The following is a 20397-nucleotide window of genomic DNA, read 5'->3' as shown; positions in this document are numbered from 1 at the left end:
CCCGTACGCCACGACACCCAGGGGACACGTATGACCGGCACCGCCGCCACCGCACGGGCCCAGCTCGCCGACGCCCGGGTCTACCTCTGCACCGACGCGCGCAAGCGGCAGGGCGACCTGCCGGACTTCCTCGACGCCGTGCTGGCCGGCGGGGTCGACATCGTGCAGCTGCGGGACAAGGGCATGGAGGCCGGTGAGGAACTGGAGCACCTGGCCGTCCTCGCCGAGGCCTGTGCCCGGCACGGCAAGCTCCTCGCGGTCAACGACCGGGCGGACGTCGCCCACGCCGCCGGCTCCGACGTGCTGCACCTCGGCCAGGGCGACCTCCCCGTCCCCGCGGCCCGTGCCCTCCTCGGCGACGACATCCTGATCGGCCGCTCCACCCACGCCGAGTCCGAGGCCGCCGCGGCCGCCGTCCAGCAGGGCGTGGACTACTTCTGCACCGGCCCGTGCTGGCCGACGCCGACCAAGCCGGGCCGTCACGCGCCCGGCCTGGACCTCGTCCGGTACACGGCCGGCCTCGGCACCGACCGCCCCTGGTTCGCCATCGGCGGCATCGACCTGTCAAACCTCGACCAGGTCCTTCGGGCCGGCGCCCGGCGCGTCGTCGTCGTACGGGCGATCACCGAGGCCGACGACCCGGGGGCCGCGGCGGCCGAGTTCGCCAAGCGGCTGCGGGAGGCGTAGTTACGGCGGTTTGTCCAAGGGATGGACAACAAGCGGACAATCCGGGCAAATGTCGGCCTGCGGTTGGGGGACCGACGGCCCCTGGCTAACCTGCCGGTATGGCCCTCGGCACCGCATCCATCAGGTCGGACCACGCGCGCACCGTCCGCGACATGCTCGCAGCCGGCAAGACGACGTACTCGTTCGAGTTCTACGCCCCCAAGACCCCGAAGGGCGAGCGGAACCTGTGGAACGCGCTGCGCCGGGTCGAGGCGGTGGCGCCCGACTTCGTCTCCGTGACCTACGGCGCGGGCGGTTCCACCCGCGCGGGCACGGTCAAGGCGACCGAGGCGATCGCCTCCGACACCACCCTCACCCCGATCGCCCACCTCACCGCGGTCGACCACTCGGTGGCCGACCTGCGCAACATCATCGGCCAGTACGCCGACGCCGGGATCCGCAACATGCTCGCCCTGCGCGGTGACCCGCCCGGCGACCCGATGGGCGAGTGGGTGCCGCATCCGCGGGGCCTCGCCTACGCCGCCGAGCTCGTCGAACTGATCAAGGCCTCCGGCGACTTCTGCGTGGGCGTCGCCGCCTTCCCGGCGATGCACCCGCGCTCCTGCGACTGGGACACCGACGTCCGCCACTTCGTCGACAAGTGCCGGGCGGGCGCGGACTACGCCATCACGCAGATGTTCTTCCAGCCCGAGGACTACCTCCGGCTGCGCGACCGGGTCTCGGCGGCCGGCTGCGAGACCCCGATCATTCCCGAGGTCATGCCGATCGCGAGCGTGAAGACCCTGGAACGGATCGGGTCCCTCACCAACGCCGCGTTCCCGCCTGCCCTGAAAGAGCGGATCCTCGCAGCAAAAGACGATCCGGCCGCTGTACGCTCCATTGGGATCGAATTCGCCACGGAGTTCTGTGCGCGGCTGCTCGACGAGGGCGTGCCCGGCTTGCACTTCATCACGCTGAACAACTCCACCGCGACACTGGAGATCTACGAGAACCTGGGCCTGCACCACCAAGCGCAGGCCTAGACCGTTCGCGCCGGTATACGACACACTGCGTAGCGGCCACTGGGAGAGGGGCGTACATGGGCTGGACGGTCCTCTACATCGCGTTCGGCATCGTCGCGCTGTGGCTGCTGGGTGAGGTGCTGCTGCAGTACAAGGCGCGGCTGCGCTGGCGCCTGCTGGCCTTCGCCGGGTTCCTCGGCGTCGTCGTCGGTGTCCTGATCCCGTCGGTCGTCGTGATCGGACTGGGTGCGGCCGCCTTCGCGGTCGGGCAGACGTACGTCACCCTGTCGTTCCGCAGCGGCTTCGCGGCCGGCTGGGCGATGAACGCGCCCGCTCTGGGTGGCAGCAAGCGCCGCCGCGGTGAGCGCGGCCGCCAGGAGCCGACCCTGGAGGTGTCCGGCCTCGAGGCCGAGGACGGCTACGACGACGGGGCGGCCGCCTACCGCCGCGACCCCGCCCCCCACGGCCCGGGCGACGACTACGACGGGGACGACGTCTTCACCCCCGCCCGCGCCGCCCAGCCCACGTCCGCCGAGACCACCGCCGTCTACGAGCCCCAGCCCATGCCCGAGGACAGCGGCTCCTACGGCGTCTACGAGACCGGGTACCAGACCGCGGGACAGCAGCCCCACGACCAGTACGCCGCCCAGACCGCCGACCAGTACGCCTACGACTACTCCGGCTACGGCCAGCAACAGGCCTACGACGCCGCCGGCCAGCAGCAGTACGCCGCCTACTCGGACCCGTACATCGGCTCCTCGAACTACGGCCAGGGCGCGTACGACGGCACCTACGGCGACCAGCAGTACTACGGTCAGCAGACGTACGGCCAGGACCAGTACGTCGGCACCTACGGCGGCGAGTCCCCGCCCGGCGGGGTGTGGGTCCCGCAGCAGCGCAACACCGACGAGTACGGGCAGGAACTGCCGCCCGAGCAGCCGTACCCCTACCAGGGGGGCGGGCAGCAGCCGCAGGGGAACGGCTTCGACGAGCAGTACCGTTTCTGAGGATCTCGCCCCGCCGCGACGGGACGCTCACTGCGAGCCGCGGAACTCCGGCCCCTCCACGATCAGCCCCGCCACCAGTGCGCCCGACATCCCCGCGTGCGGCAGTCCGCCGCCGGGGTGAGCCCAGCCGCCCACGGCGTACAGGCCCGGCACCCGTGTGCTGTTGGCCGGGTGCAGCAGCCGTCCGCCGCCCGCCGCCAGGGCCGGCACCGGGACCGCTCCACCCTCCGCGCCCGTCGCGTCCGCGATGTCGTCCGGCGTGCTCACCTCGCTCCAGAGGAGCCGGTCGCGCAGACCGGGTACGGCACGTTCGGCGACGGTGATCATGTGGTCGGCGGGGTCGTCGTGGGACCGGCCCGGACGCGCGGGCACCACCGTCGTGAGAGTGACCGCCTCGTGGTCCGCCGGAGCGGTGCGCGGGTCGTCCGGCCGCAGGACCGTCACCGTGGGGCGGGAGGCCCCGGCCGCCGTGCCGAACAGGGCCTCCAACTCCGCCTCGCGGTCCGGGGCGTGCACCACCGTGCGGTGCGCCGTGCCCTCGGGGCGGGCGCCGCGCAGGGCCAGCAGGACCGTCAGCCGGGAGGCCGCGGCCGGCTGCGGCGGCACATCGCCGTCCCCCCGTACGACGGTGCCCGCCGTCAGCCGGGCCAGTGCTCCGGGCGCGAGTCCGGCGACCACGAAGTCCGCCTCCGCCACCGACCCGTCGGCGCACTCCACCCCCGACGCCCGGCCGTCCTTCTCCAGCACACCGGTGACGTCGGCACCGAAGTGAAACTCGACCTTCCGGGCCAGACACCGCTCATGGACGGCCCGCGCCAGCTCCCGCAGCCCGCCGCGCACGTACCAGGTGCCGAAAGCGTGCTCCATGTACGGCAGCACGGCCGCGCTCGCCGGGGTGACCCGGGGATCCAGGCCGTAACCGAGGGCGTGACTCTCCAGAAGAGCCGTGAGCCGGGGATCGCGCAGTTCCCACGCGCCGATCTCGGCGAGGGTGCCGGCCCGGCGGGTGCGCAGCAGCCGCTTGTGGGGCACCGACGGGTAGGGCTCGCGCTCGGCCAGCACCTGCCAGTTCGGCCACAGCGGCTCCTCCAGCAGCGGCCGGCGGGTCCGGTCCCAGGCCTCGCGGGCCCGGACCAGGAAGTCGCCCCAGCGCTGCCCCGCGCCCGCGCCGAGCCCCTCGTCCAGGGCGGCGACGACACCCGCGCGGGAGGCGTTCGGCAGCGACACCTCGGTGCCGTCCGCGAACACGTGCCGGGCGGAGGGGTCGACCTGGACCAGCTCGACGCAGGACTCCAGCGGCTCCTTGCCGGTCTTCACGAAGAGGTCGCGGTAGACGGCGGGCAGCGGCAGCAGGGCGGGGCCCGTGTCGAAGGAGAACCCGTCGCGCTCGAAGCGGCGCAGGGCTCCGCCGTAGGTGTCCGTCCGCTCGTACACCGCCACCCGGTGGCCCGCGACGGCCAGCCGGGCGGCAGCCGCCAGCGCGCCCATCCCGGCGCCGATCACCGCAATCCGTGCCATGCCGGCGACTTTATCGGCCCCCACCGACAGCCCCGGCCCCCGGTCTGCCGAGTACGGGCGCGGACGTCGTCGTGACCAGGCGGCGACGGGCGCCGTGGGCCTGCGTGCGCAGCCCTGAGTACGCGTACCTAGCCGGGGAGTTGAGTACGCGCGCGGATGGGGGCCGACCTGCGCGGACGAGAGAGTGGAGGCACGGAGAGGGGCACGGCTCCGGCACCGGCGACACGGGGCGCCGGAACGGAGCCGGCCCGCGATCCGCTCCTTCCGCCGACGGTGTCGGCGGGAGCGAGACACGGGGGAGAACCGGGCAACCGGGAAAAACCGGGGGACGACCGCACGGGGGTCCTGCGGGGGACGCACGGGGGAGCAGGAGAAGGAGAACGGGGGAGTGGGAAAGGCGCCGGTTCGGGGTGGCCCGCGGGGGACGCGGCCACACCGGACCGGCGCTTTCACCTGTGCGGAGCGGGGCCGCTCAGCGGCAGCCGCTGACCCGCCCCTGGAGGAGCCGGGACAGCGCCGCGTGGACGTCGTCCAGGGAGCGCTCCGCCTGGAAGGACTTCCAGTCCAGAGCGGCCACCAGCACCATGCCGACCAGCGCGGACGCCGTCAGCGAGATGTCGATCTCCTCGCTGAACTCCCCGGCCGCCACACCGTCGCGCAGTACGTCCTCCACGACCGCGACGGCCTGCTGCCGGACCACCATCAACGTGGACTGCCAGGTCCGGTTGGTGCGCCACAGCTCGGCCACGTACAGCTGCGTGAAGGCCGGGTAGCGGTCGATGAAGACCAGCCCGGCGCGGATCATCGCGTCCAGGGCGTCCACCTTGTTGCCGCCCTCGGCCGCGGTCCGCTCGGCCGCCTCGCGCAGGGAGGCGGTCAGCAGACCCACTCCGTGCCGCAGCAGTTCCTCGAAGAGGACGGACTTGCTCGCGAAGTTGTAATAGACCGTGCCCTTCGCGACCCCGGCACGCTCGGCGATCTCGTCCACGGTCGTGGCGGAGAACCCCTGCTCGGCGATGAGCGTGACGGCCGCCTCGTAGAGTTTCTGCCGGGTGGCCTCGCGGCGCGTGCTGCCGCCCGACGCGGCACTGCTGCTTTCCATGGCCCCGATTGTCACAGGAACCCTTCCGGTGGAAGCGACGGTGGGGCTCACAGGCTCAGCTCCGGGTGCAGCCGGTCCAGTGTCCACACCTGGCGCCGGCGGGCCGCCACGGCGGTCAGCGCGAGGGCGCCGGCGGTGAAGGCCGTCAGCACCACGCACGCCTGCCCCACCGGTTCGAGTCCACCGCCGGTGATGAGCCGCCTCAGGGCCTCGACGACGTAACTCATCGGAAGGAACGGGTGGAGCGCGTTGAAGAACCCGGGACTGGTCTGGACGGGGTACGTACCGCCCGCCGAGGTCAGCTGGAGCATCAGCAGCGCGAGGACGAGGATCCGGCCCGCCGCCCCGAAGCGTGCGTTCAGCCACTGCACGATCGCCGCGAAGCACGCCGTCACCAGGAACAGGAAGCCCACCGTCCCGGCCGCCCGGGCCATCTGCAGGCCGACCGCCCAGTGCAGCACCGACATCAGCGCCACCGTCTGAAGCACCCCGATCGCCACCACCGGCAGCCAGCCCGCCAGCGCGATCCGCCACGCCGGCGCGCCCGCGGCGAGCGCCCGCCGGTTCATCGGCGCGATCAGCATGTAGGCCACCATCGCACCCACCCACAGGGAGAGCGGGATGAAGTACGGGGCGAAGCCGGTGCCGTAGTTGGGCGCCTTGTGCAGGTCCTGGGAGGCGAGCCGCACGGGGTCGGCCATGACCTCGGTGCGTCGGTCGCGGTCCTGCTCGTCGTAGTCGGGGATCTTCTCCGCCCCGTCGTGCAGTCCGCCGGCGAGTTTCCCGGAGCCGTCGACGAGCTTGTAGATCCCGCCGTTGAGGTCGTCCGCGCCCGTCTTCAGCTTGCCCAGGCCCTTGTCCAGGCCGACGGCACCGGTCTTGGCCGTGCCGATCCCCTTGTGCAGCTTCTTGGCGCCTGCGGCGACCTCGGCCGCACCGTCGTTCAGCGCGTTGATCTTCTTGACGGCGTCGTTGAGGTCCTCGGAGAGGTGCGGTGCGCGGTTCGCCAGCGCCTGGGACTGCTTCTGGAGGGTGGCGAGGTTCTTGTCGAGCTTGTCGAGGTCGCCGTCCTGGTCCGCGATCAGCGTGTTGAGGTCGTCGGCGATGGTGGTCACGTCGGCGGCCGCGTCCTTGGCCGTCTTCAGATCGGAGCAGGCCGTGTCCGGCAGGACCGGATCGTCGCAGCGCCGGGCGTAGACGTCGTTCAGCTTGCCGGAGGCCGCGCGGGCGTCCTTGGCGGCGGTCGGGGCCGTCTCCACCAGGGTGTCCAGGTGCTTGCGGATCACCCCGGACGAGTCGGCGACCAGCTGGGCGGTGTCGCCGATGGTCTTCTCGTTGCCCTTGAGGAACGGGCCGACCTTGTCGGCGGTGCCGTTGACCCGGTCGGCGAGCTTCTGCGTGCCCTCGGCGACCCGCTTCGAACCGTCCTCCAGGTCGCCCGCGCCGGTGTGGAGCTTCTTCAGGCCGGTGGCGAGCTTGCCGCTGCCGCCCTTGGCGTTCTTCAGGCCGTCGGCGAGGCTCTTGGAGCCCTTCTCGGCCTTGTCGATGCCGCCGTTGAGCCGGTCGGCCCCCTTCGCCGCCTTCACGGTCTTGCCGTGGATGTCGGAGAACGACACGAAGATCTTGTCCAGGAAGGACCGGGACGTCTTCGTGGACGCCGCCCGCCGCACCTCGCTGAAGACCGTCCGGGAGATCTGTCCGACGATGTAGTTGTTCGCGTCGTTCGTGCGCACCTGGAGGGCGCCGGTCTCGGGGGTCTTCCCCGAGCTGGAGGCGATCCGCTCGCTGAAGTCCGCGGGCAGGGTGAGCGACAGGTAGTAGCTGCCGTCCTCGACGCCCCTGCGGGCCTCGGCGGCGCTCACCTCCCGCCAGTCGAAGGTCTTGCTGTCGCGCAGGCCCTTGGTGATGTCGTCGCCCGCCGTGATCTTCCTGCCGTCTGCGGTCGCCCCCTTGTCGTCGTTCACGAGCGCGACCGGGATCCGGTCCAGACGGCCGTAGGGGTCCCAGAACGACCACAGGTACAGCGCGCCGTACAGCAGCGGCAGCACCAGCAGCGCGACCAGCGCGGCGCGCGGCAGCTTCCCCCGCCCGAAGCGGCGCAGCTCAAGAGCGGCGAGTTTCGGCGACCGCATTGGCCTTCTCCTCTCCCTGACCGGCCTCGTCGGCCTCGTCCGCCAGGTCTGCCTGCTCGGGCTCGTCCGCCCGGTCTGCGTCTGTCCGGTCCGCCTGCTCGGGCTCGTCCGCCCGGCGGGCCTCTTCGGGTGCGGCCTCCTGGGGTGCCGTGTCCGCCCGGCCGGACCCGTCGACCTCGGCTTCCCGCTCTTCGGCGCTCTGTGCGGTGGAGATCCGCACCGCGCCCTCGGGGGCCTCGGCGCACACCGCCACGACCGTCGTCCCGGCGTCGGCCAGGGACCTGAGCAGCGCGTGGACCTCCTCCCGTTCACCGTCCGACAGCTTGAGGTCGGCGTCGTCGACGCCGAGCAGGCGCGGCTCGCCGATCAGGGCGAGGGCGATCGACAGCCGCAGCGCCTCCAGGCGCTCCAGGTCCCGTACCGCCGTGCGCGGCCCCTTCGGCAGGGCCTCCAGGTCGAGCCCGGCGGCTTCGAGCGCGGCGTCCACGCGCCGCCGGGCCTCGGCCGCCCGCTCGCCGCGGGGGCGCAGCAGCGCGCGCAGCGAGGCGCCGAACCGCCGCTGGAGCAGTGCCCGCTCGCGCAGGTGCTCGCCCACGGTCAGCGCCGGGTCGAGGTCGGTGACCCCCGGGACGTGCGCCAGCGCGCTGATGCCGCGCACGGCCGCCATGTGCTTGGGCAGCCGCGCGTCCCCCACGACGGCCGTGCCCTCCGAGACCTTCATCCGGCCCGTCAGCGCGAGCAGCAGGCACGTCCGGCCTGTCCCCGACGGGCCCACCACCGCGACGAGCGCCCCCGGCTCGGCGTCGACGGAGATCCCGCGGACCGCCCACCCCCGTGGCCCCTTGATCCCGAGGCCGTCGGCGGCGATCCGCACCCCTCCTGCCTGTTCCCCCACGCGCTTCCCCTGAATTTGAACTGACTGGTCAGTGCAAAAACTACTCCGAACCCACGAGCGAAGCAAAACGGCAGGTCAGAACGGATTGTCAGTGCCATACCTCACGATGGGTCACATACGGCACTCCGTGACGTGACGTGCCGTCAACTGACGACAGGAGGTTCGTCATGGCCAGCTACCACGCAGCAGCCGCCCGTCGGCGCCGCGCCACCGGCCCTGCCCCCTCACTGACCGGCCCTGCGAGCGACGTGCACCCCGTGCTCCGCCGGGCCACCGCCCCGCCCGCCGCCCTCGACCTGCTCGCCCAGGCGCGCGCAAGCCTCGACGAGGCCACCACCCTGGACACTCCGAACGAGCGCTACGCGACGGCCCACCTCGCCGCCCTGCGCACCGCCGCCGCGGTGCTCGCCGCCCGGGGGCGCCCGGAGACCTCGCCACGGGCCCGGGCCAGGATCCGGAGCGCCTGGGAAGTGCTCCCCGAGATCGCCCCCGAACTGACCGAGTGGAGCGCGATGTTCGCAGCCGGTGCCCGGCGCCGTGCCCGGGCCGAGGCCGGCATCCAGGGCGCGGCCACCGGCCGGGACGCCGACGACCTCATACGCGACGTGGCGATGTTCCTGCGCCTCGTCGAGCGGATGCTGGTCCTGCAGCCGGTCCTCCCGCAGCCCCGCCCGGACCAGGACCAGCCGGAGGACCCCGGCGCGGGAAGCGGCATGCCGGACGCCGGCTGACCGCGGCCCGGGCCCGCCCGACCCGCGTGACGTCCCGGGACCGGGGCATCCGGACGCCGCCACCGAGGCAATAGGGTGGGGGACGCCTGAAGTCTTCCCTCCCCGTGGCCGGGGCCGGGGGAGACGCCCCGTTCGCGCCGCCGTGCAAGAGGCGGTGCCGCGCCGAGGAGTCAACTGACGTGTCGGACCCGATGCGCCCCCGCGCCTCACTCCGTACCGCCGTGGTCTGGGAGGTCCTCCAGGACGCCCTGGACCGCCGGGTCAAGGCCACGGGCCGGGAGTCGCTGGACGTCCTCGACACCGGAGGCGGCAGCGGCAACTTCGCCGTGCCCGTCGCCCGCCTCGGCCACCGGGTCACCGTCGTCGACCCCAGCCCCAACGCCCTGTTCGCCCTGGAGCGCCGCGCCGCCGAGGCCGGTGTCGCCGACCGCGTCAAGGGCGTCCAGGGCGACGCCCACGGCCTCTTCGACGTGGCCGAGCGCGGTGGCTACGACGCGGTGCTCTGCCACGGCGTCCTGGAGTACGTGGACGACCCGGCCGAGGGTGTCCGCAACGTGGTCGCGGCCCTGCGCCCCGAGGGCGTCCTCAGCCTGCTCGCCGCCGGGCTGGGCGGTGCCGTCCTGGCCCGTGCCCTCGCAGGGCACTTCAAGGAGGCCCTCCAGGCGCTCGACGACCCGAACGGACGATGGGGCACGGGTGACCCCGTACCGCGCCGTTTCACCGCCGAGCAGCTCACCGATCTGGTCGAGGGCGCGGGCCTGCACGTCGGTGCCGTGCACGGCGTGCGGGTCTTCGCCGACCTCGTACCCGGCGTCCTCGTGGACACCGAGCCCGGAGCCCTGGAAGCGCTGCTGAAGCTGGAGGAGGCCGCGGCCGAGCTCCCCGCGTTCCACTCCGTCGCCACCCAGCTGCACGTGCTGGGCGAGACCGGCGGGGCCCCTGGGACCAGTGAGACCCATGGGGCCGGCGAGGCCGATGAGGCCGCCGGGGCGTGAGCCCGCCCGTGAGGCACCACCGCTGATCAGCGCCTTGGCTGCGCATGGAGTACGCCACAGGCCCCCCGAATGGGGGCGGCGCGCCGTATGATCGAGGGAGACCGTTCCGGCATGACGGATCGGCCGCCGGGGAATGAAGCCTCAGCGAGCCGGGACGCCCATGGCGGGTTCCGGTTGGTCAATTGGCGCAGAGGGGCGGGTTTCACGGGGGCGATTCCCTGCCTATCCTGAAGGGACCCCCCGGGTCGCCCCGGCGACTGCACGATGAGGAGGACTCCGTGCCGCTCTCGGAGCACGAGCAGCGCATGCTCGAGCAAATGGAGCGAGCGCTGTACGCCGAAGATCCCAAGTTCGCGACAGCGCTTGAGGGAAGCGGGCTGCGTACGTACACCCGGCGACGGGTCTACCAGGCGGTCGCGGGCTTCCTCGTAGGTATCGCGCTCCTCATGGCCGGAATGGTCGCCAAGCAGGTCTGGCTCAGCGTCGTGGGCTTCCTCGTCATGCTGGGCTGTGCGGTGCTCGCCGTGACCGGCTGGCGCAAGGCCCCCAAGCCGGGTGAGCAGGCGGCCGGTGCCGCCGGCCCCCACGCCCGTCGACAGAGCCGGCAGCGCCGCTCCGTCATGGACCGCATCGAGCAGCGCTGGCAGAAGCGCCGCGACGAGCAGGGCGGGCATTAGCCACCCCTCGCGCAGCCCCGCCATGCCGATTGAACACGCAGGTCCCCGATGAACACGCAGGTCAGGGGGTGACCACCGACGCGGTGGTCACCCCCTCACGTTTGCCCTTCCGTGGTTCGGCACCGCCCGGTCCCTGACCCTGCCCGGTCCCCGGCCCTGCCGCGGCCTCAGCCCTGCTGGCCCGACGTCTTCCCCCAGGTCGGACGCAGTGCCGCAGCGCGCTCCGGGACCCTCGCCCACCAGGCCGACAGCGCCCACACCACACGCGCGGTCGAGCGGGGAGCGAGGAGCGCGCGGAGCCTGGCCGGACGGCCGGCTGCCGCGCCGAGGCCCGCCGTGGCCCGACGGACGTCCTCCGTGAGGCCGGCCACCGGCCGGGGGTGCGGGGCGTACAGGACCTGCTCCACCGCGTTCGCCACCCGGTGCACCGAGGCCGTGGCCGTCGCGTCGAGATCGCCGAGACGGACCATGCGGGCCGCCGCCTTGCGCGGTGTCTGCGAGTCGTCCGGCGCGATGCCGAAGTCCCACGCGGTGTCGGTCAGCTCCTGCCAGACGGCCAAGGTGTGCGGCGCCGTGTCCGCCTCGCCCCGGCCGTGTGCCCCGAGCCGGGCCGCGCGGGTCCGCAGCCGCCACAGCATCGGGGCCAGCGGAAGCGCCAGGACGGCGAGGCCGGCCAGGGCCCACACCAGGTACGCGTACCACCGGGGCCCGTCGTCGTCCGTGGGCAGCGCCGCCTGCGGCGACTCACTCGCGCAGCCGCCGTCCAGCTTCTTCTGCTCCGGCGTGCAGGTCTCGCTCGCCGAGGGCGCCGCGGACGGCGCGGTGGACGCCGACTGGGAGGGACGGGCGTCGTCCGGGAGCGAACTGCCCGGGTTGTCGGGCCGGGTGTACGCCGGTGTGGAGCCGCGGTTCGGAGTCGGCTCGAAGCGGGTCCACCCCACGCCCTCGAAGTACAGCTCGGGCCAGGCGTGCGCGTCCCGTAGTCCCACCGACACCGAGCCGTCCGCCTGCGGGGATCCGGGGGCGAAGCCCACCGCCACCCGGGCCGGTATGCCCAGTGAGCGGGCCATCGCGGCCATCGTGAAGGAGAAGTGCACGCAGAAGCCCTGCTTGTCCTTCAGGAAGCGGGCGATCGCCTGCGAGCCGCTGCCCACCTGAACCTGCGTGTCGTACTGGAAGCCGCCGGACACGGCGAACCAGTCCTGGAGCCTGACCGCCTGGTCGTACGGGTTGGCCGCGCCCGCGGTGACCTTGCGGGCGGTGCGGGAGACCACCGACGGCAGCGAGTCGGGGAGCTTGGTGAACTCGCGCTCGATGTCGGCCGGCGCCGGTGCGGCCGCGGCGAGCTGCTTCGCCGTCGGACGCACGTCCAGGCTCGTGACCTGGTACGTCAGGCCCCGCGTGTTCTGCCCGTGATCGCCGACCAGCGTCATGCCCTGCGGCTCGTAGCGCCAGTTGCCGCTGATGCGCACACCGCTCGGCGGGTACGGCATGGGCAGCCAGTCCTGGGCGTACCAGCCGGCCGCCGTGATCGCGGTGTCGAATTCCGTGCGCTTGACGTCCGGGCTGAGGCCGACCGGGTCCGGGAAGGTGCTGTCGGGGACGGCGGTGATGGACCGCCGGGACGGCTTCCACGTGGTGCCGTCGAAGTCGTCCAGGGACACGATCCGCAGATACAGGTCCGAGACGTCCGGCGCCTTGGTCCGCACGGACAGCACCTGCTGGTCCTCGTCCGCGTTGAGGCTGTCCCGCAGGGAGACCAGCGGGTTCACCGCGGAGATCGTGCCCCCGCCGCCGGATCCGCCGCCCGCGCCCGCCCCCACCGAGTCCAGCAGGCCGCCGTTCATCGTGGGCAGGGCGAGCGGCACCACCAGGGCGATGCCCAGCGCCACCACGCCGATGCGCCGGCCGGTGCGGACCGGGGCGACCACGCCGCTCGACTCCCCGCCCGCCGTGCGCTGGGCGCCGCTGAAGACCCGCCCCCACTGCGAGAGCCGGTCCCGCCCCTCGGCCAGCAGCAGCATCAGATAACCGGCCGCCGCCACCAGGAACCACAGCCAGTCCGAGCCCCCGTCCGACAGCCCCGCCGCCACCGAGTACAGGGCGAGCAGGGGCAGTCCGGCCGGAGCGGCGCTGCGGAAGGTCACCGCGAGGGTGTCCACCAGCAGCCCGATGACCAGGACCCCGGCCAGCAGCATCAGCCGGATGCCGTCGGACTCCAGGGGGGCCGGGATGGCGTACCGGGCGATGTCGTCGCCGCCCTGCCGGAGCAGCAGCGCGAACCGGTCGAAGGCCTGCGGCCCGGGAATCACCCCGGCCAGGGCCTGCTCACGGGCGAACACGAAGGTCAGCAGGGCCACGGTCACCACGGCCTGTGCCGCCACCGTCAGCGGCCGGGCCAGCGGCACCCGGCGGGCGGCGGCTCCCACGCCCGACTGCAGCGCCAGCAGGAAAGCCGCCTGCACGATCCAGGTGGCCGGTCTGACCAGGGGCAGCAGGGCGCACGCGGCCATCAGCGTGGCCGCCCAGGCGCCCAGGGTCAGTCGTCCCCGCCCGCTCATCACGGTCCCTCCCCGCCGCTCGCGGCGGCCACACCCCTGCGCTCCCGGTCGGCCAGCCGCCACAGCTCGTCCATGGCGGCCCCCCGCGGCACGCGCAGGGCCGTCCAGCCCGCCTCGCGCAGCATCCGCAGCCGCTCTCCGCTCCTGTCCGACGGGCCGGCCACACCGCTCGGTTCCCGCATCCAGGTGTCGCTGTCCAGCACAAAGGCGACCGCCCCCGGGCTGCGCTGCCGCATCCGGCCCAGCACGGCGGCCTGGTCCTCGTCCAGGTCGCCGAGGAAGGCCACCAGCAGCCCCTCGTTCCCACCGCGCAGCACGTCGTAGGCGCGGGACAGGCCCGCGCCGTCGGAGTGGTCGATCACCGCGAGGGTGTCCATCATCAGCCCGGCCGCGTCCGCCGACTCCTGGCTCGCGCCCGCGAAGCCGTCGGCGCCCTCGCCGGGCACCACGTCGCCGGTGTCGGTCAGCAGCCGCACCGAGTAGCCCCGTTCGATCATGTGCACCAGCACCGAGGCGGCGCCCGACACGGCCCACTCGAAGGGCGAGTCGGGCCCCGCGCCCTGGTAGGCGATGCCGCGGGTGTCCAGCAGCACCGTGCACCGGGCGCGCTGCGGCTGCTCCTCGCGGCGCACCATCAGCTCGCCGTAGCGGGCGGTGGAGCGCCAGTGCACCCGCCGCAGGTCGTCGCCGTGGCGGTAGCCGCGCGGGATGACGTCGTCGTCGCCGGCCAGCGCGAGCGATCGCTGCCGCCCGTCGCCGTACCCCTTCGCCTCGCCGCTGAGCCGCACCGGCGCCAGCGACTCCACGCGTGGGATGACCGTGAGGGTGTCGTACGTCGAGAAGGCCCGGGTCAGCTCGCACATGCCGAACGGGTCGGTCAGGCGCAGCTGCAGCGGGCCAAGCGGGTAGCGTCCGCGCAGGTCGGAGCGCACCCGGTAGGACACCTCGCGCCGTCCGCCCGCCTCCACCCGGTCGAGCACGAAGCGGGGCCGGGGACCGAGCACGTAGGGCACCCGGTCCTGGAGCATCAGCAGGCCCGTGGGCAGCCGCGAGACGTTGTCCATGCGCAGATGGACCCGGGCCTCGCTGCCGGCGGGCACGCGCGCGGGGGAGAGCCGGCGGCTGCCCGCGACCCGGTAGCGCGTGCGGTACAGCACGGCGGCGCACACCAGCGGCAGCACCGCCAGCAGCAGACCCACGCGCAGCAGGTCGCTCTGGCCGAGCACGTAGGAGCAGATCGCGGCCGCGACGCCGGCGGCCAGGAAGGAGCGTCCGCGGGTGGTCAGACCGGCCAGGGCGGTGCGGATGCCGCCCTTGTCACCCCGGTCGGCCTCCGCCTGCCCCGCCCCCGCGGTGGTCATCACAGCCTCCGCGGCGGCTGCTGGGGATACGCCGGCGCCGTGCGGCCCAGGCCGCCGAAGCCGCTCTGCTGCTGCGGGCCGGACGGCACCGGGGTGCGCTGCAGGATCTCCTCGACGACCTGCTCGGCGGTGCGCCGGTTGAGCTGGGCCTGGGCGGTGGGCAGCAGACGGTGGGCCAGGACGGCGACGGCGAGGGCCTGCACGTCGTCGGGCAGCGCGTACTCCCGGCCGCTCAAGGCCGCGGACGCCTTCGCCGCGCGCAGCAGGTGCAGCGTCGCGCGCGGCGAGGCGCCGAGTCTGAGGTCGGGGTGGGTGCGCGTGGCGCCGACCAGGTCGACGGCGTAGCGCCGGACCGGCTCGGCGACGTGCACCGCGCGCACCGCCTCGATGAGCTTGAGGATCTCGTGCGCGTGGGCCACGGGCTGGAGGTCCTCCAGCGGCGAGACGCCGCCGTGCACGTCCAGCATCTTCAGCTCGGCCTCCGCGCTCGGATAGCCGACCGAGACCCGGGCCATGAAGCGGTCGCGCTGGGCCTCCGGGAGCGGGTAGGTGCCCTCCATCTCGACCGGGTTCTGCGTCGCCACCACCATGAAGGGGCTGGGCAGCTCGTAGGTGTTGCCGTCACTGGTGACCTGGCGCTCCTCCATCGACTCCAGGAGCGCGGACTGCGTCTTGGGCGAGGCGCGGTTGATCTCGTCGCCGATCACCACCTGCGCGAAGATCGCGCCCGGCTTGAACTCGAAGTCACGGCGCTGCTGGTCCCAGATGGACACACCGGTGATGTCCGACGGCAGCAGGTCGGGCGTGAACTGGATGCGCCGCACCGAGCAGTCGATGGACCGCGCCAGCGCCTTGGCCAGCATCGTCTTGCCGACACCCGGAACGTCCTCGATCAGCAGATGTCCCTCGGCGAGCAGGACGGTCAGCGAGAGCCGTACGACCTCGGGCTTGCCCTCGATCACGCCTTCCACCGACTCCCGCACGCGCTCCACGACGGCGGTCAGGTCATCTCCCACCCGCGAGAAATCTCGGGCGGGGGGACCCCCATGGCTCGCTCGATCGTCATAGGTCGTCACCCGGCGCTCCTCGGCCTTTCCCGTGCTGGGAAGCACGGAATACCCCATTTTCCCGGGCCGACGCCGCATGACGCGGGCCGGCCCACCCCGAACCACGGACACCACGCGTGAAAAGTTCCGCGTGACGCCACTCCCGCATTCTTGCTGCCGTTACCGATTCGTGTCACTCGACTGTGGACAACTGGCCGCGATATGTCGGTGTTACGGCCATTCGAACGTGTGACTGACAGGATTCAGACAGCCGCGGCGGGTGGCGGGCCGGGGTGGGCGCATCCCGCCGCGCAGGTCAGGAGGCCGGGTCGACCTCGCGCAGCAGGCCGGTCTTCACGTCGAACACGAATCCGCGCACGTCGTCGGTGTGCGGCACGAACGGCGAGGTGCGCACGCGCTGCATCGACTGCCGCACGTCCTGGTCCACGTCTCGGAAGGACTCCACGGCCCAAGCCGGGCGCTGGCCGACCTCGGCCTCCAGTTCGTTGCGGAAGTCCTCGGTGAGGCTCTCCAGGCCGCAGCCGGTGTGGTGGATGAGCACCACGCTGCGGGTGCCCAGCTTGCGCTGGCTGATGGTGAGGGAGCGGATCACGTCGTCGGTGACCACGCCGCCGGCGTTGCGGATGGTGTGGCAGTCGCCCAGTTCGAGGCCGAGCGCCGCGTGCAGGTCGAGACGGGCGTCCATGCAGGCCACGACCGCGACGTGCAGCACCGGCCGGGCGTCCATGCCCGGGTCGGTGAAGGCTTCGGCGTACCGGGCGTTGGCCTCGACGAGGCGGTCGGTGACCGTGCCGTCGCCCATTATGGCGCTCTCCGAACCTGTGGGAACCGATGCAGAAGTCGTCATAGCTATGACGTTACTGGTCACACCCCGTCGCGGCCTCCTGTGGAAGTGAACAAAGAATGCCGTCGAGCGCGGTCTGTGAGGTACCCCACACCGGGCGTGTCCGGGGCTCCGCGCGAACGGCGGCGACGCGCAGGCCGGTTGATTGACCGGGCGACACGGTGGACTAAAGTGACGCGAAGCGGGAGGCGAGACTCTCCCCGCTGGACTGAATTTCTTCGGAGACCCCGGCCACGACCGGAGATCTCCCCGCGTGCGCGGCGCGTACGTACGGCTCGGCCTCCTCCCGCTCCCGGTCGGCTGACGCTTCCGGCGCCGGCAGGCCTCCCCTTCACGAGCGGGCGGGGACCCGGCGGTGCGGACGGCCACGCCGGATCTGAGAGGGCCCCTTGAGCGAGAGTCGACACGTCCCGGTGATGCTCCAGCGGTGCCTGGACCTGCTGGCACCCGCGCTCGAGGGCCCGGACGCCGTGGTCGTCGACTGCACCCTCGGCCTCGGCGGTCACAGCGAGGCGCTCCTGGCGAGGTTCCCCGGCACCCGGCTCGTCGCCCTCGACCGCGACAAGGAGGCCCTGCGCCTGTCCGGCGAGCGCCTCGCGCCCTACGGCGAGCGCGCCACCCTCGTCCACGCCGTCTACGACGAACTCCCCGAGGTGCTGCACCGGCTCGGCATCGCGCGCGTGCAGGGCATCCTGTTCGACCTGGGCGTCTCCTCCATGCAACTCGACGAGGCCGACCGGGGATTCGCCTACGCCCAGGACGCCCCTCTCGACATGCGGATGGACCAGACGACCGGCGTCAGCGCCGCCGAGGTCCTCAACACCTACCCGCCGGGCGAACTCGTGCGCATCCTGCGGGCCTATGGCGAGGAGAAGCAGGCCAAGCGGATCGTCGGCGCGATCGTGCGCGAGCGGGAGAAGGAGCCGTTCAGCAACAGCGCACGGCTCGTCGAACTGATCCGGGACGCGCTTCCGCAGGCCGCCAAGCGCACCGGCGGCAACCCGGCCAAGCGCACCTTCCAGGCCCTGCGCATCGAGGTCAACGGCGAACTCTCCGTCCTGGAGCGGGCGATCCCCGCCGCTGTGAAGGCGCTCGACGTGGGCGGGCGGATCGCCGTGCTGTCGTACCACTCGCTGGAGGACCGGCTGGTCAAGCAGGTCTTCGCGGCGGGCGCCGCCACCACGGCGCCGCCCGGGCTGCCCGTCGTCCCCGAGCGCTACCAGCCGCGGCTCAAGCTGCTGACCCGTGGTGCCGAACTCCCCACCGAAGAGGAGATCGCCGAGAACCGGCGAGCGGCACCGGCCCGGCTGCGTGGGGCCGAGCGCATCAGGGAGGACGTCGAGTGAGGCGTGTGCAGGCCGGACCGAGGGAGCGTGCGTGAGCGGCAAACCCGAACTGAAGGGGAGGGCGGCCCGACTCGCGCGGCTCCTCCCGACCGGCCCCGGGCAGGCGGCCCGCACGCCCTTCGTCCTCCTGGTCGTCCTCCTCCTCGGCGGCGGCCTCCTCGCGCTCCTGGTGCTGAACTCGGCGCTCAGCGAGGGCGCGTTCAAACTCGACGACCTCCAGCGCGGGACCAAGAACCTCACCGACGAGGAGCAGGCCCTCCAGCGGGACATCGACGCCTACTCCGCCCCCGACGCCCTGCAGCGCCGCGCCCGCGAGCTCGGCATGGTGCCCGGCGGCGACCCCGCCTTCCTCGACCCCGACGGCACCGTCAAGGGCGTCCCCAGTGCCGCTCCCGGTGTCCGGCGGCCCGCAGCGCACACCCCTCTGGTCCTCGCCCCCGAGGCCTTGACCGACGGCCTCGCCCCCGAGGCCCTGACCGACGGCCTCGCCCCGACCCCCGGCAGGTGACGGAAGTGTCCGACAGGCAACCGCCGCGTCGCCATGTGCCCGGCCCCGCCAGGCCCGCCCGGCCGGACGCCCGGCGCCGTCCCGCCCCCGGCGCCCGTCCGGCCCGGCGCCCGGGGCAGGCCCGCCCGGCGGCGCCCAAGCCGCTGCGGCTCGGCAGCCCCCGCCCCCGTCTGCGGCTGGTCGGACTCGCGCTGACCCTGGTGCTGACCGCCTTCGTCGTGCGGCTGTTCCAGGTGCAGGCCGTCGACGCGAGCACCTACGCCGCCAAGGCCGAGCAGAACCGGTACGTCGGGCAGGTGCTGGCCGCCGACCGGGGCGAGATCACCGACCGCTCCGGGGTGGCCCTCGCGACCAGCGAGGACGCCTACGACATCACCGCCGACCCCACCATGTTCGCCCCGAAGATGCTGAAGATCGGGGACGGACCCGAGCAGGCAGCCGCGCTCCTCGCGCCGATCCTCGGCCAGGAGCAGGAGGACCTGGTCGAAAAGCTGCGGCCGAAGAACACGGCCCTGCGCTACGTCAAACTGGCCTCCCGCCAGACCCCGCAGGTCTGGAAGCAGATCAAGGACCTCAAGTCGGCGCTCGCCAAGAAGGCGGAGACGGACAAGTCCACGCCCAACGTGCTCTCGGGCGTCTTCTCCGTGGCCACCAGCAAGCGCGTGTACCCGGCCGGCGACCTCGCCGCCGGGATACTGGGCTGGGTCAACGGCGAGGGCAAGCCCGGCGGCGGCATCGAGCTGCAGCTGGACAAGCAGCTCGCCGGCAAGGACGGCAAGATCCGTTACGCCCAGTCCGGCGGCCGCCTGGTGCCCACCGCGGGCTCCACCGAGACACCCGCCGTCCCCGGCAGCGACGTCGAGCTCACCATCGACCGCGACATCCAGTGGGCCGCCCAGAACGCCATCAGCGAGCAGGTGAAGGAGTCGGCCGCCGACCGCGGCTACGTCATCGTCCAGGACACCCGCACCGGGCAGGTCCTGGCCATGGCGAACTCGCCCGGCTTCGACCCGAACGACCTGTCCGACGCCGACCCGGCCGCCCTCGGCAACGCCGCCCTCCAGGACGCCTTCGAGCCCGGCTCCACCGCCAAGGTCATGTCGATGGCCGCCGTGCTCCAGCAGAACGTCGCCACCCCCGGCACCCACGTGGTCGTACCCAACCGGCTGCACCGCGGCGACCGGCTGTTCAAGGACGACATCGACCACCCGACCTGGTACCTCACGCTCAACGGCGTGCTCGCCAAGTCCAGCAACATCGGCACCATCCTCGCCACCGGACAGCTCGGCAAGACCCAGGCCCAGGCCAACAAGGTCCTCTACGACTACCTGCGCAAGTTCGGCCTCGGCGGCTACACCGGGCTCGGCTTCCCCGGCGAGACCAAGGGCATCCTGGCCCCGCCCGGCAAGTGGTCGACCTCGCAGCAGTACACGATCCCTTTCGGCCAGGGCGTCTCCATCAACGCCATGCAGGCGGCCTCCGTGTACTCGACCATCGCCAACGGCGGCGTGCGGATCGAACCCACCCTCGTGCGCGGCACCAAGGGCCCCGACGGCCGGTTCACACCCGCCCCGAAGCCCGAGAAGACCCGGGTCGTCAGCGACCGGACGGCGAAGACCCTCGCCCGGATGCTGGAGTCCGTCGTGGACGACGAGGAGGGCACCGGCACCAAGGCGCGCATCCCCGGCTACCGCGTCGCGGGCAAGACCGGTACCGCCAACCGCGTGGATCCGGCCACCGGCAAGTACCACGGCTACACGTCGTCGTTCGCCGGATTCGCGCCCGCCGACAAGCCCCGCGTCACCGTCTACTGCGCCATCCAGAACGCCACCCGGGGCAGCTACTTCGGCGGGCAGATCTGCGGCCCCGTCTACAAGAAGGTCATGGAGTTCGCCCTGAAGTCCCTCCAGGTCCCCCCGACCGGCGCCAAGGCCGCGAAACTGCCCGTCTCCTTCCAGCAGTGAC

17 protein-coding genes are annotated in these 20397 nt (G+C 72.9%); 9 read left to right on the top strand and 8 right to left on the bottom strand.

The window, feature by feature from the left end:
* Nucleotides 1-30: 30 nt before the first annotated feature.
* The 3 genes from thiE (at nt 31) to ACFZDI_RS28935 (ending at nt 2695) form a co-directional block, all read left to right on the top strand.
* Entirely contained in the window at nt 31-687 is a 657-nt protein-coding gene (gene thiE / locus ACFZDI_RS28945; RefSeq protein WP_391254304.1) for a thiamine phosphate synthase, read from the top strand.
* 98 nt (nt 688-785) lie between these two features.
* The gene (gene metF / locus ACFZDI_RS28940; protein WP_391254301.1) at nt 786-1709 is read left to right on the top strand and encodes a methylenetetrahydrofolate reductase [NAD(P)H]; all 924 of its coding nucleotides are present in this window, start codon (nt 786-788) and stop codon (nt 1707-1709) included.
* Nucleotides 1710-1765: 56 nt separating this feature from the next.
* Nucleotides 1766-2695, top strand: a complete 930-nt coding sequence (locus tag ACFZDI_RS28935; protein WP_391254299.1) for a hypothetical protein — start codon at nt 1766-1768, stop codon at nt 2693-2695.
* A 27-nt stretch (nt 2696-2722) separates the two neighbouring features.
* Here the strand turns inward: ACFZDI_RS28935 and ACFZDI_RS28930 are convergent, their stop codons facing one another.
* From ACFZDI_RS28930 to ACFZDI_RS28915, 4 genes are all read right to left on the bottom strand, one after another.
* Nucleotides 2723-4213 (bottom strand): FAD-dependent oxidoreductase, encoded by a 1491-nt coding sequence (locus ACFZDI_RS28930; protein WP_391254296.1) that lies wholly within the window; start codon nt 4211-4213, stop codon nt 2723-2725.
* Nucleotides 4214-4685: 472 nt separating this feature from the next.
* Nucleotides 4686-5315: a TetR/AcrR family transcriptional regulator gene (locus tag ACFZDI_RS28925; RefSeq protein WP_234845005.1), complete on the bottom strand. Its 630-nt coding sequence runs from the start codon at nt 5313-5315 to the stop codon at nt 4686-4688.
* A gap of 47 nt (nt 5316-5362) precedes the next feature.
* Nucleotides 5363-7447 (bottom strand): YhgE/Pip family protein, encoded by a 2085-nt coding sequence (locus ACFZDI_RS28920; protein WP_391254295.1) that lies wholly within the window; start codon nt 7445-7447, stop codon nt 5363-5365.
* A complete protein-coding gene (locus tag ACFZDI_RS28915) occupies nt 7419-8342 on the bottom strand; it encodes an ATP-binding cassette domain-containing protein (protein ID WP_391254293.1) in 924 nt (307 codons plus the stop codon). The genes ACFZDI_RS28920 and ACFZDI_RS28915 overlap by 29 nt, the downstream gene beginning before the upstream one ends.
* A gap of 167 nt (nt 8343-8509) precedes the next feature.
* On the opposite strand from ACFZDI_RS28915, the gene ACFZDI_RS28910 reads away from it, so the two are divergent.
* From ACFZDI_RS28910 to ACFZDI_RS28900, 3 genes are all read left to right on the top strand, one after another.
* Nucleotides 8510-9073 carry an SAV_6107 family HEPN domain-containing protein gene (locus tag ACFZDI_RS28910; RefSeq protein ID WP_391254292.1) on the top strand — a complete coding sequence of 188 codons (564 nt, stop codon included), beginning with the start codon at nt 8510-8512 and terminating at the stop codon, nt 9071-9073.
* Nucleotides 9074-9252: 179 nt separating this feature from the next.
* The gene (locus ACFZDI_RS28905) at nt 9253-10068 is read left to right on the top strand and encodes a methyltransferase (RefSeq protein ID WP_391254291.1); all 816 of its coding nucleotides are present in this window, start codon (nt 9253-9255) and stop codon (nt 10066-10068) included.
* 278 nt (nt 10069-10346) lie between these two features.
* Entirely contained in the window at nt 10347-10745 is a 399-nt protein-coding gene (locus ACFZDI_RS28900; RefSeq protein ID WP_234845010.1) for a DUF3040 domain-containing protein, read from the top strand.
* A 167-nt stretch (nt 10746-10912) separates the two neighbouring features.
* Here the strand turns inward: ACFZDI_RS28900 and ACFZDI_RS28895 are convergent, their stop codons facing one another.
* The 4 genes from ACFZDI_RS28895 to ACFZDI_RS28880 form a co-directional block, all read right to left on the bottom strand.
* Complete coding sequence (locus ACFZDI_RS28895) at nt 10913-13306, bottom strand: transglutaminaseTgpA domain-containing protein (protein WP_391254289.1); 2394 nt, start codon at nt 13304-13306, stop codon at nt 10913-10915.
* Entirely contained in the window at nt 13306-14667 is a 1362-nt protein-coding gene (locus ACFZDI_RS28890) for a DUF58 domain-containing protein (protein WP_391254286.1), read from the bottom strand. Before ACFZDI_RS28890 ends, ACFZDI_RS28895 begins: the two co-directional genes overlap by 1 nt.
* Nucleotides 14667-15743 carry an AAA family ATPase gene (locus tag ACFZDI_RS28885; RefSeq protein ID WP_372486521.1) on the bottom strand — a complete coding sequence of 359 codons (1077 nt, stop codon included), beginning with the start codon at nt 15741-15743 and terminating at the stop codon, nt 14667-14669. The genes ACFZDI_RS28890 and ACFZDI_RS28885 overlap by 1 nt, the downstream gene beginning before the upstream one ends.
* A gap of 286 nt (nt 15744-16029) precedes the next feature.
* Nucleotides 16030-16581 carry a carbonic anhydrase gene (locus ACFZDI_RS28880; protein WP_234845014.1) on the bottom strand — a complete coding sequence of 184 codons (552 nt, stop codon included), beginning with the start codon at nt 16579-16581 and terminating at the stop codon, nt 16030-16032.
* A 386-nt stretch (nt 16582-16967) separates the two neighbouring features.
* Here ACFZDI_RS28880 and rsmH point away from each other — a divergent pair, with 386 nt between their 5' ends.
* The 3 genes from rsmH to ACFZDI_RS28865 are packed head-to-tail and all read left to right on the top strand — an operon-like array spanning nt 16968 to nt 20396.
* On the top strand, nt 16968-17924 hold the full coding sequence (rsmH, locus tag ACFZDI_RS28875; RefSeq protein WP_361120100.1) for a 16S rRNA (cytosine(1402)-N(4))-methyltransferase RsmH: 957 nt from the start codon (nt 16968-16970) through the stop codon (nt 17922-17924).
* A gap of 31 nt (nt 17925-17955) precedes the next feature.
* Nucleotides 17956-18432 carry a hypothetical protein gene (locus ACFZDI_RS28870; protein WP_234845016.1) on the top strand — a complete coding sequence of 159 codons (477 nt, stop codon included), beginning with the start codon at nt 17956-17958 and terminating at the stop codon, nt 18430-18432.
* Between the two features lie 5 nt (nt 18433-18437).
* Nucleotides 18438-20396, top strand: a complete 1959-nt coding sequence (locus ACFZDI_RS28865) for a penicillin-binding transpeptidase domain-containing protein (protein WP_391254282.1) — start codon at nt 18438-18440, stop codon at nt 20394-20396.
* The last annotated feature ends 1 nt before the right edge of the window (nt 20397 follow it).

The organism is Streptomyces sp. NPDC007907, from assembly GCF_042959365.1.
Taxonomy (GTDB): domain Bacteria; phylum Actinomycetota; class Actinomycetes; order Streptomycetales; family Streptomycetaceae; genus Streptomyces; species Streptomyces indiaensis.
Note: the sequence above shows the minus strand (reverse complement) of the source record. Positions and strands in the feature narration are given on the sequence as shown.

What these genes read in the sequence shown, in the direction of transcription:
- thiE (WP_391254304.1), top strand. Translation starts at nt 31, where the DNA reads ATGACCGGCACCGCCGCCACCGCACGGGCCCAGCTCGCCGACGCCCGG.
- metF (WP_391254301.1), top strand. Translation starts at nt 786, where the DNA reads ATGGCCCTCGGCACCGCATCCATCAGGTCGGACCACGCGCGCACCGTC.
- ACFZDI_RS28935 (WP_391254299.1), top strand. Translation starts at nt 1,766, where the DNA reads ATGGGCTGGACGGTCCTCTACATCGCGTTCGGCATCGTCGCGCTGTGG.
- ACFZDI_RS28930 (WP_391254296.1), bottom strand. Translation starts at nt 4,213, where the DNA reads ATGGCACGGATTGCGGTGATCGGCGCCGGGATGGGCGCGCTGGCGGCT.
- ACFZDI_RS28925 (WP_234845005.1), bottom strand. Translation starts at nt 5,315, where the DNA reads ATGGAAAGCAGCAGTGCCGCGTCGGGCGGCAGCACGCGCCGCGAGGCC.
- ACFZDI_RS28920 (WP_391254295.1), bottom strand. Translation starts at nt 7,447, where the DNA reads ATGCGGTCGCCGAAACTCGCCGCTCTTGAGCTGCGCCGCTTCGGGCGG.
- ACFZDI_RS28910 (WP_391254292.1), top strand. Translation starts at nt 8,510, where the DNA reads ATGGCCAGCTACCACGCAGCAGCCGCCCGTCGGCGCCGCGCCACCGGC.
- ACFZDI_RS28895 (WP_391254289.1), bottom strand. Translation starts at nt 13,306, where the DNA reads ATGAGCGGGCGGGGACGACTGACCCTGGGCGCCTGGGCGGCCACGCTG.
- ACFZDI_RS28890 (WP_391254286.1), bottom strand. Translation starts at nt 14,667, where the DNA reads ATGACCACCGCGGGGGCGGGGCAGGCGGAGGCCGACCGGGGTGACAAG.
- ACFZDI_RS28880 (WP_234845014.1), bottom strand. Translation starts at nt 16,581, where the DNA reads ATGACGACTTCTGCATCGGTTCCCACAGGTTCGGAGAGCGCCATAATG.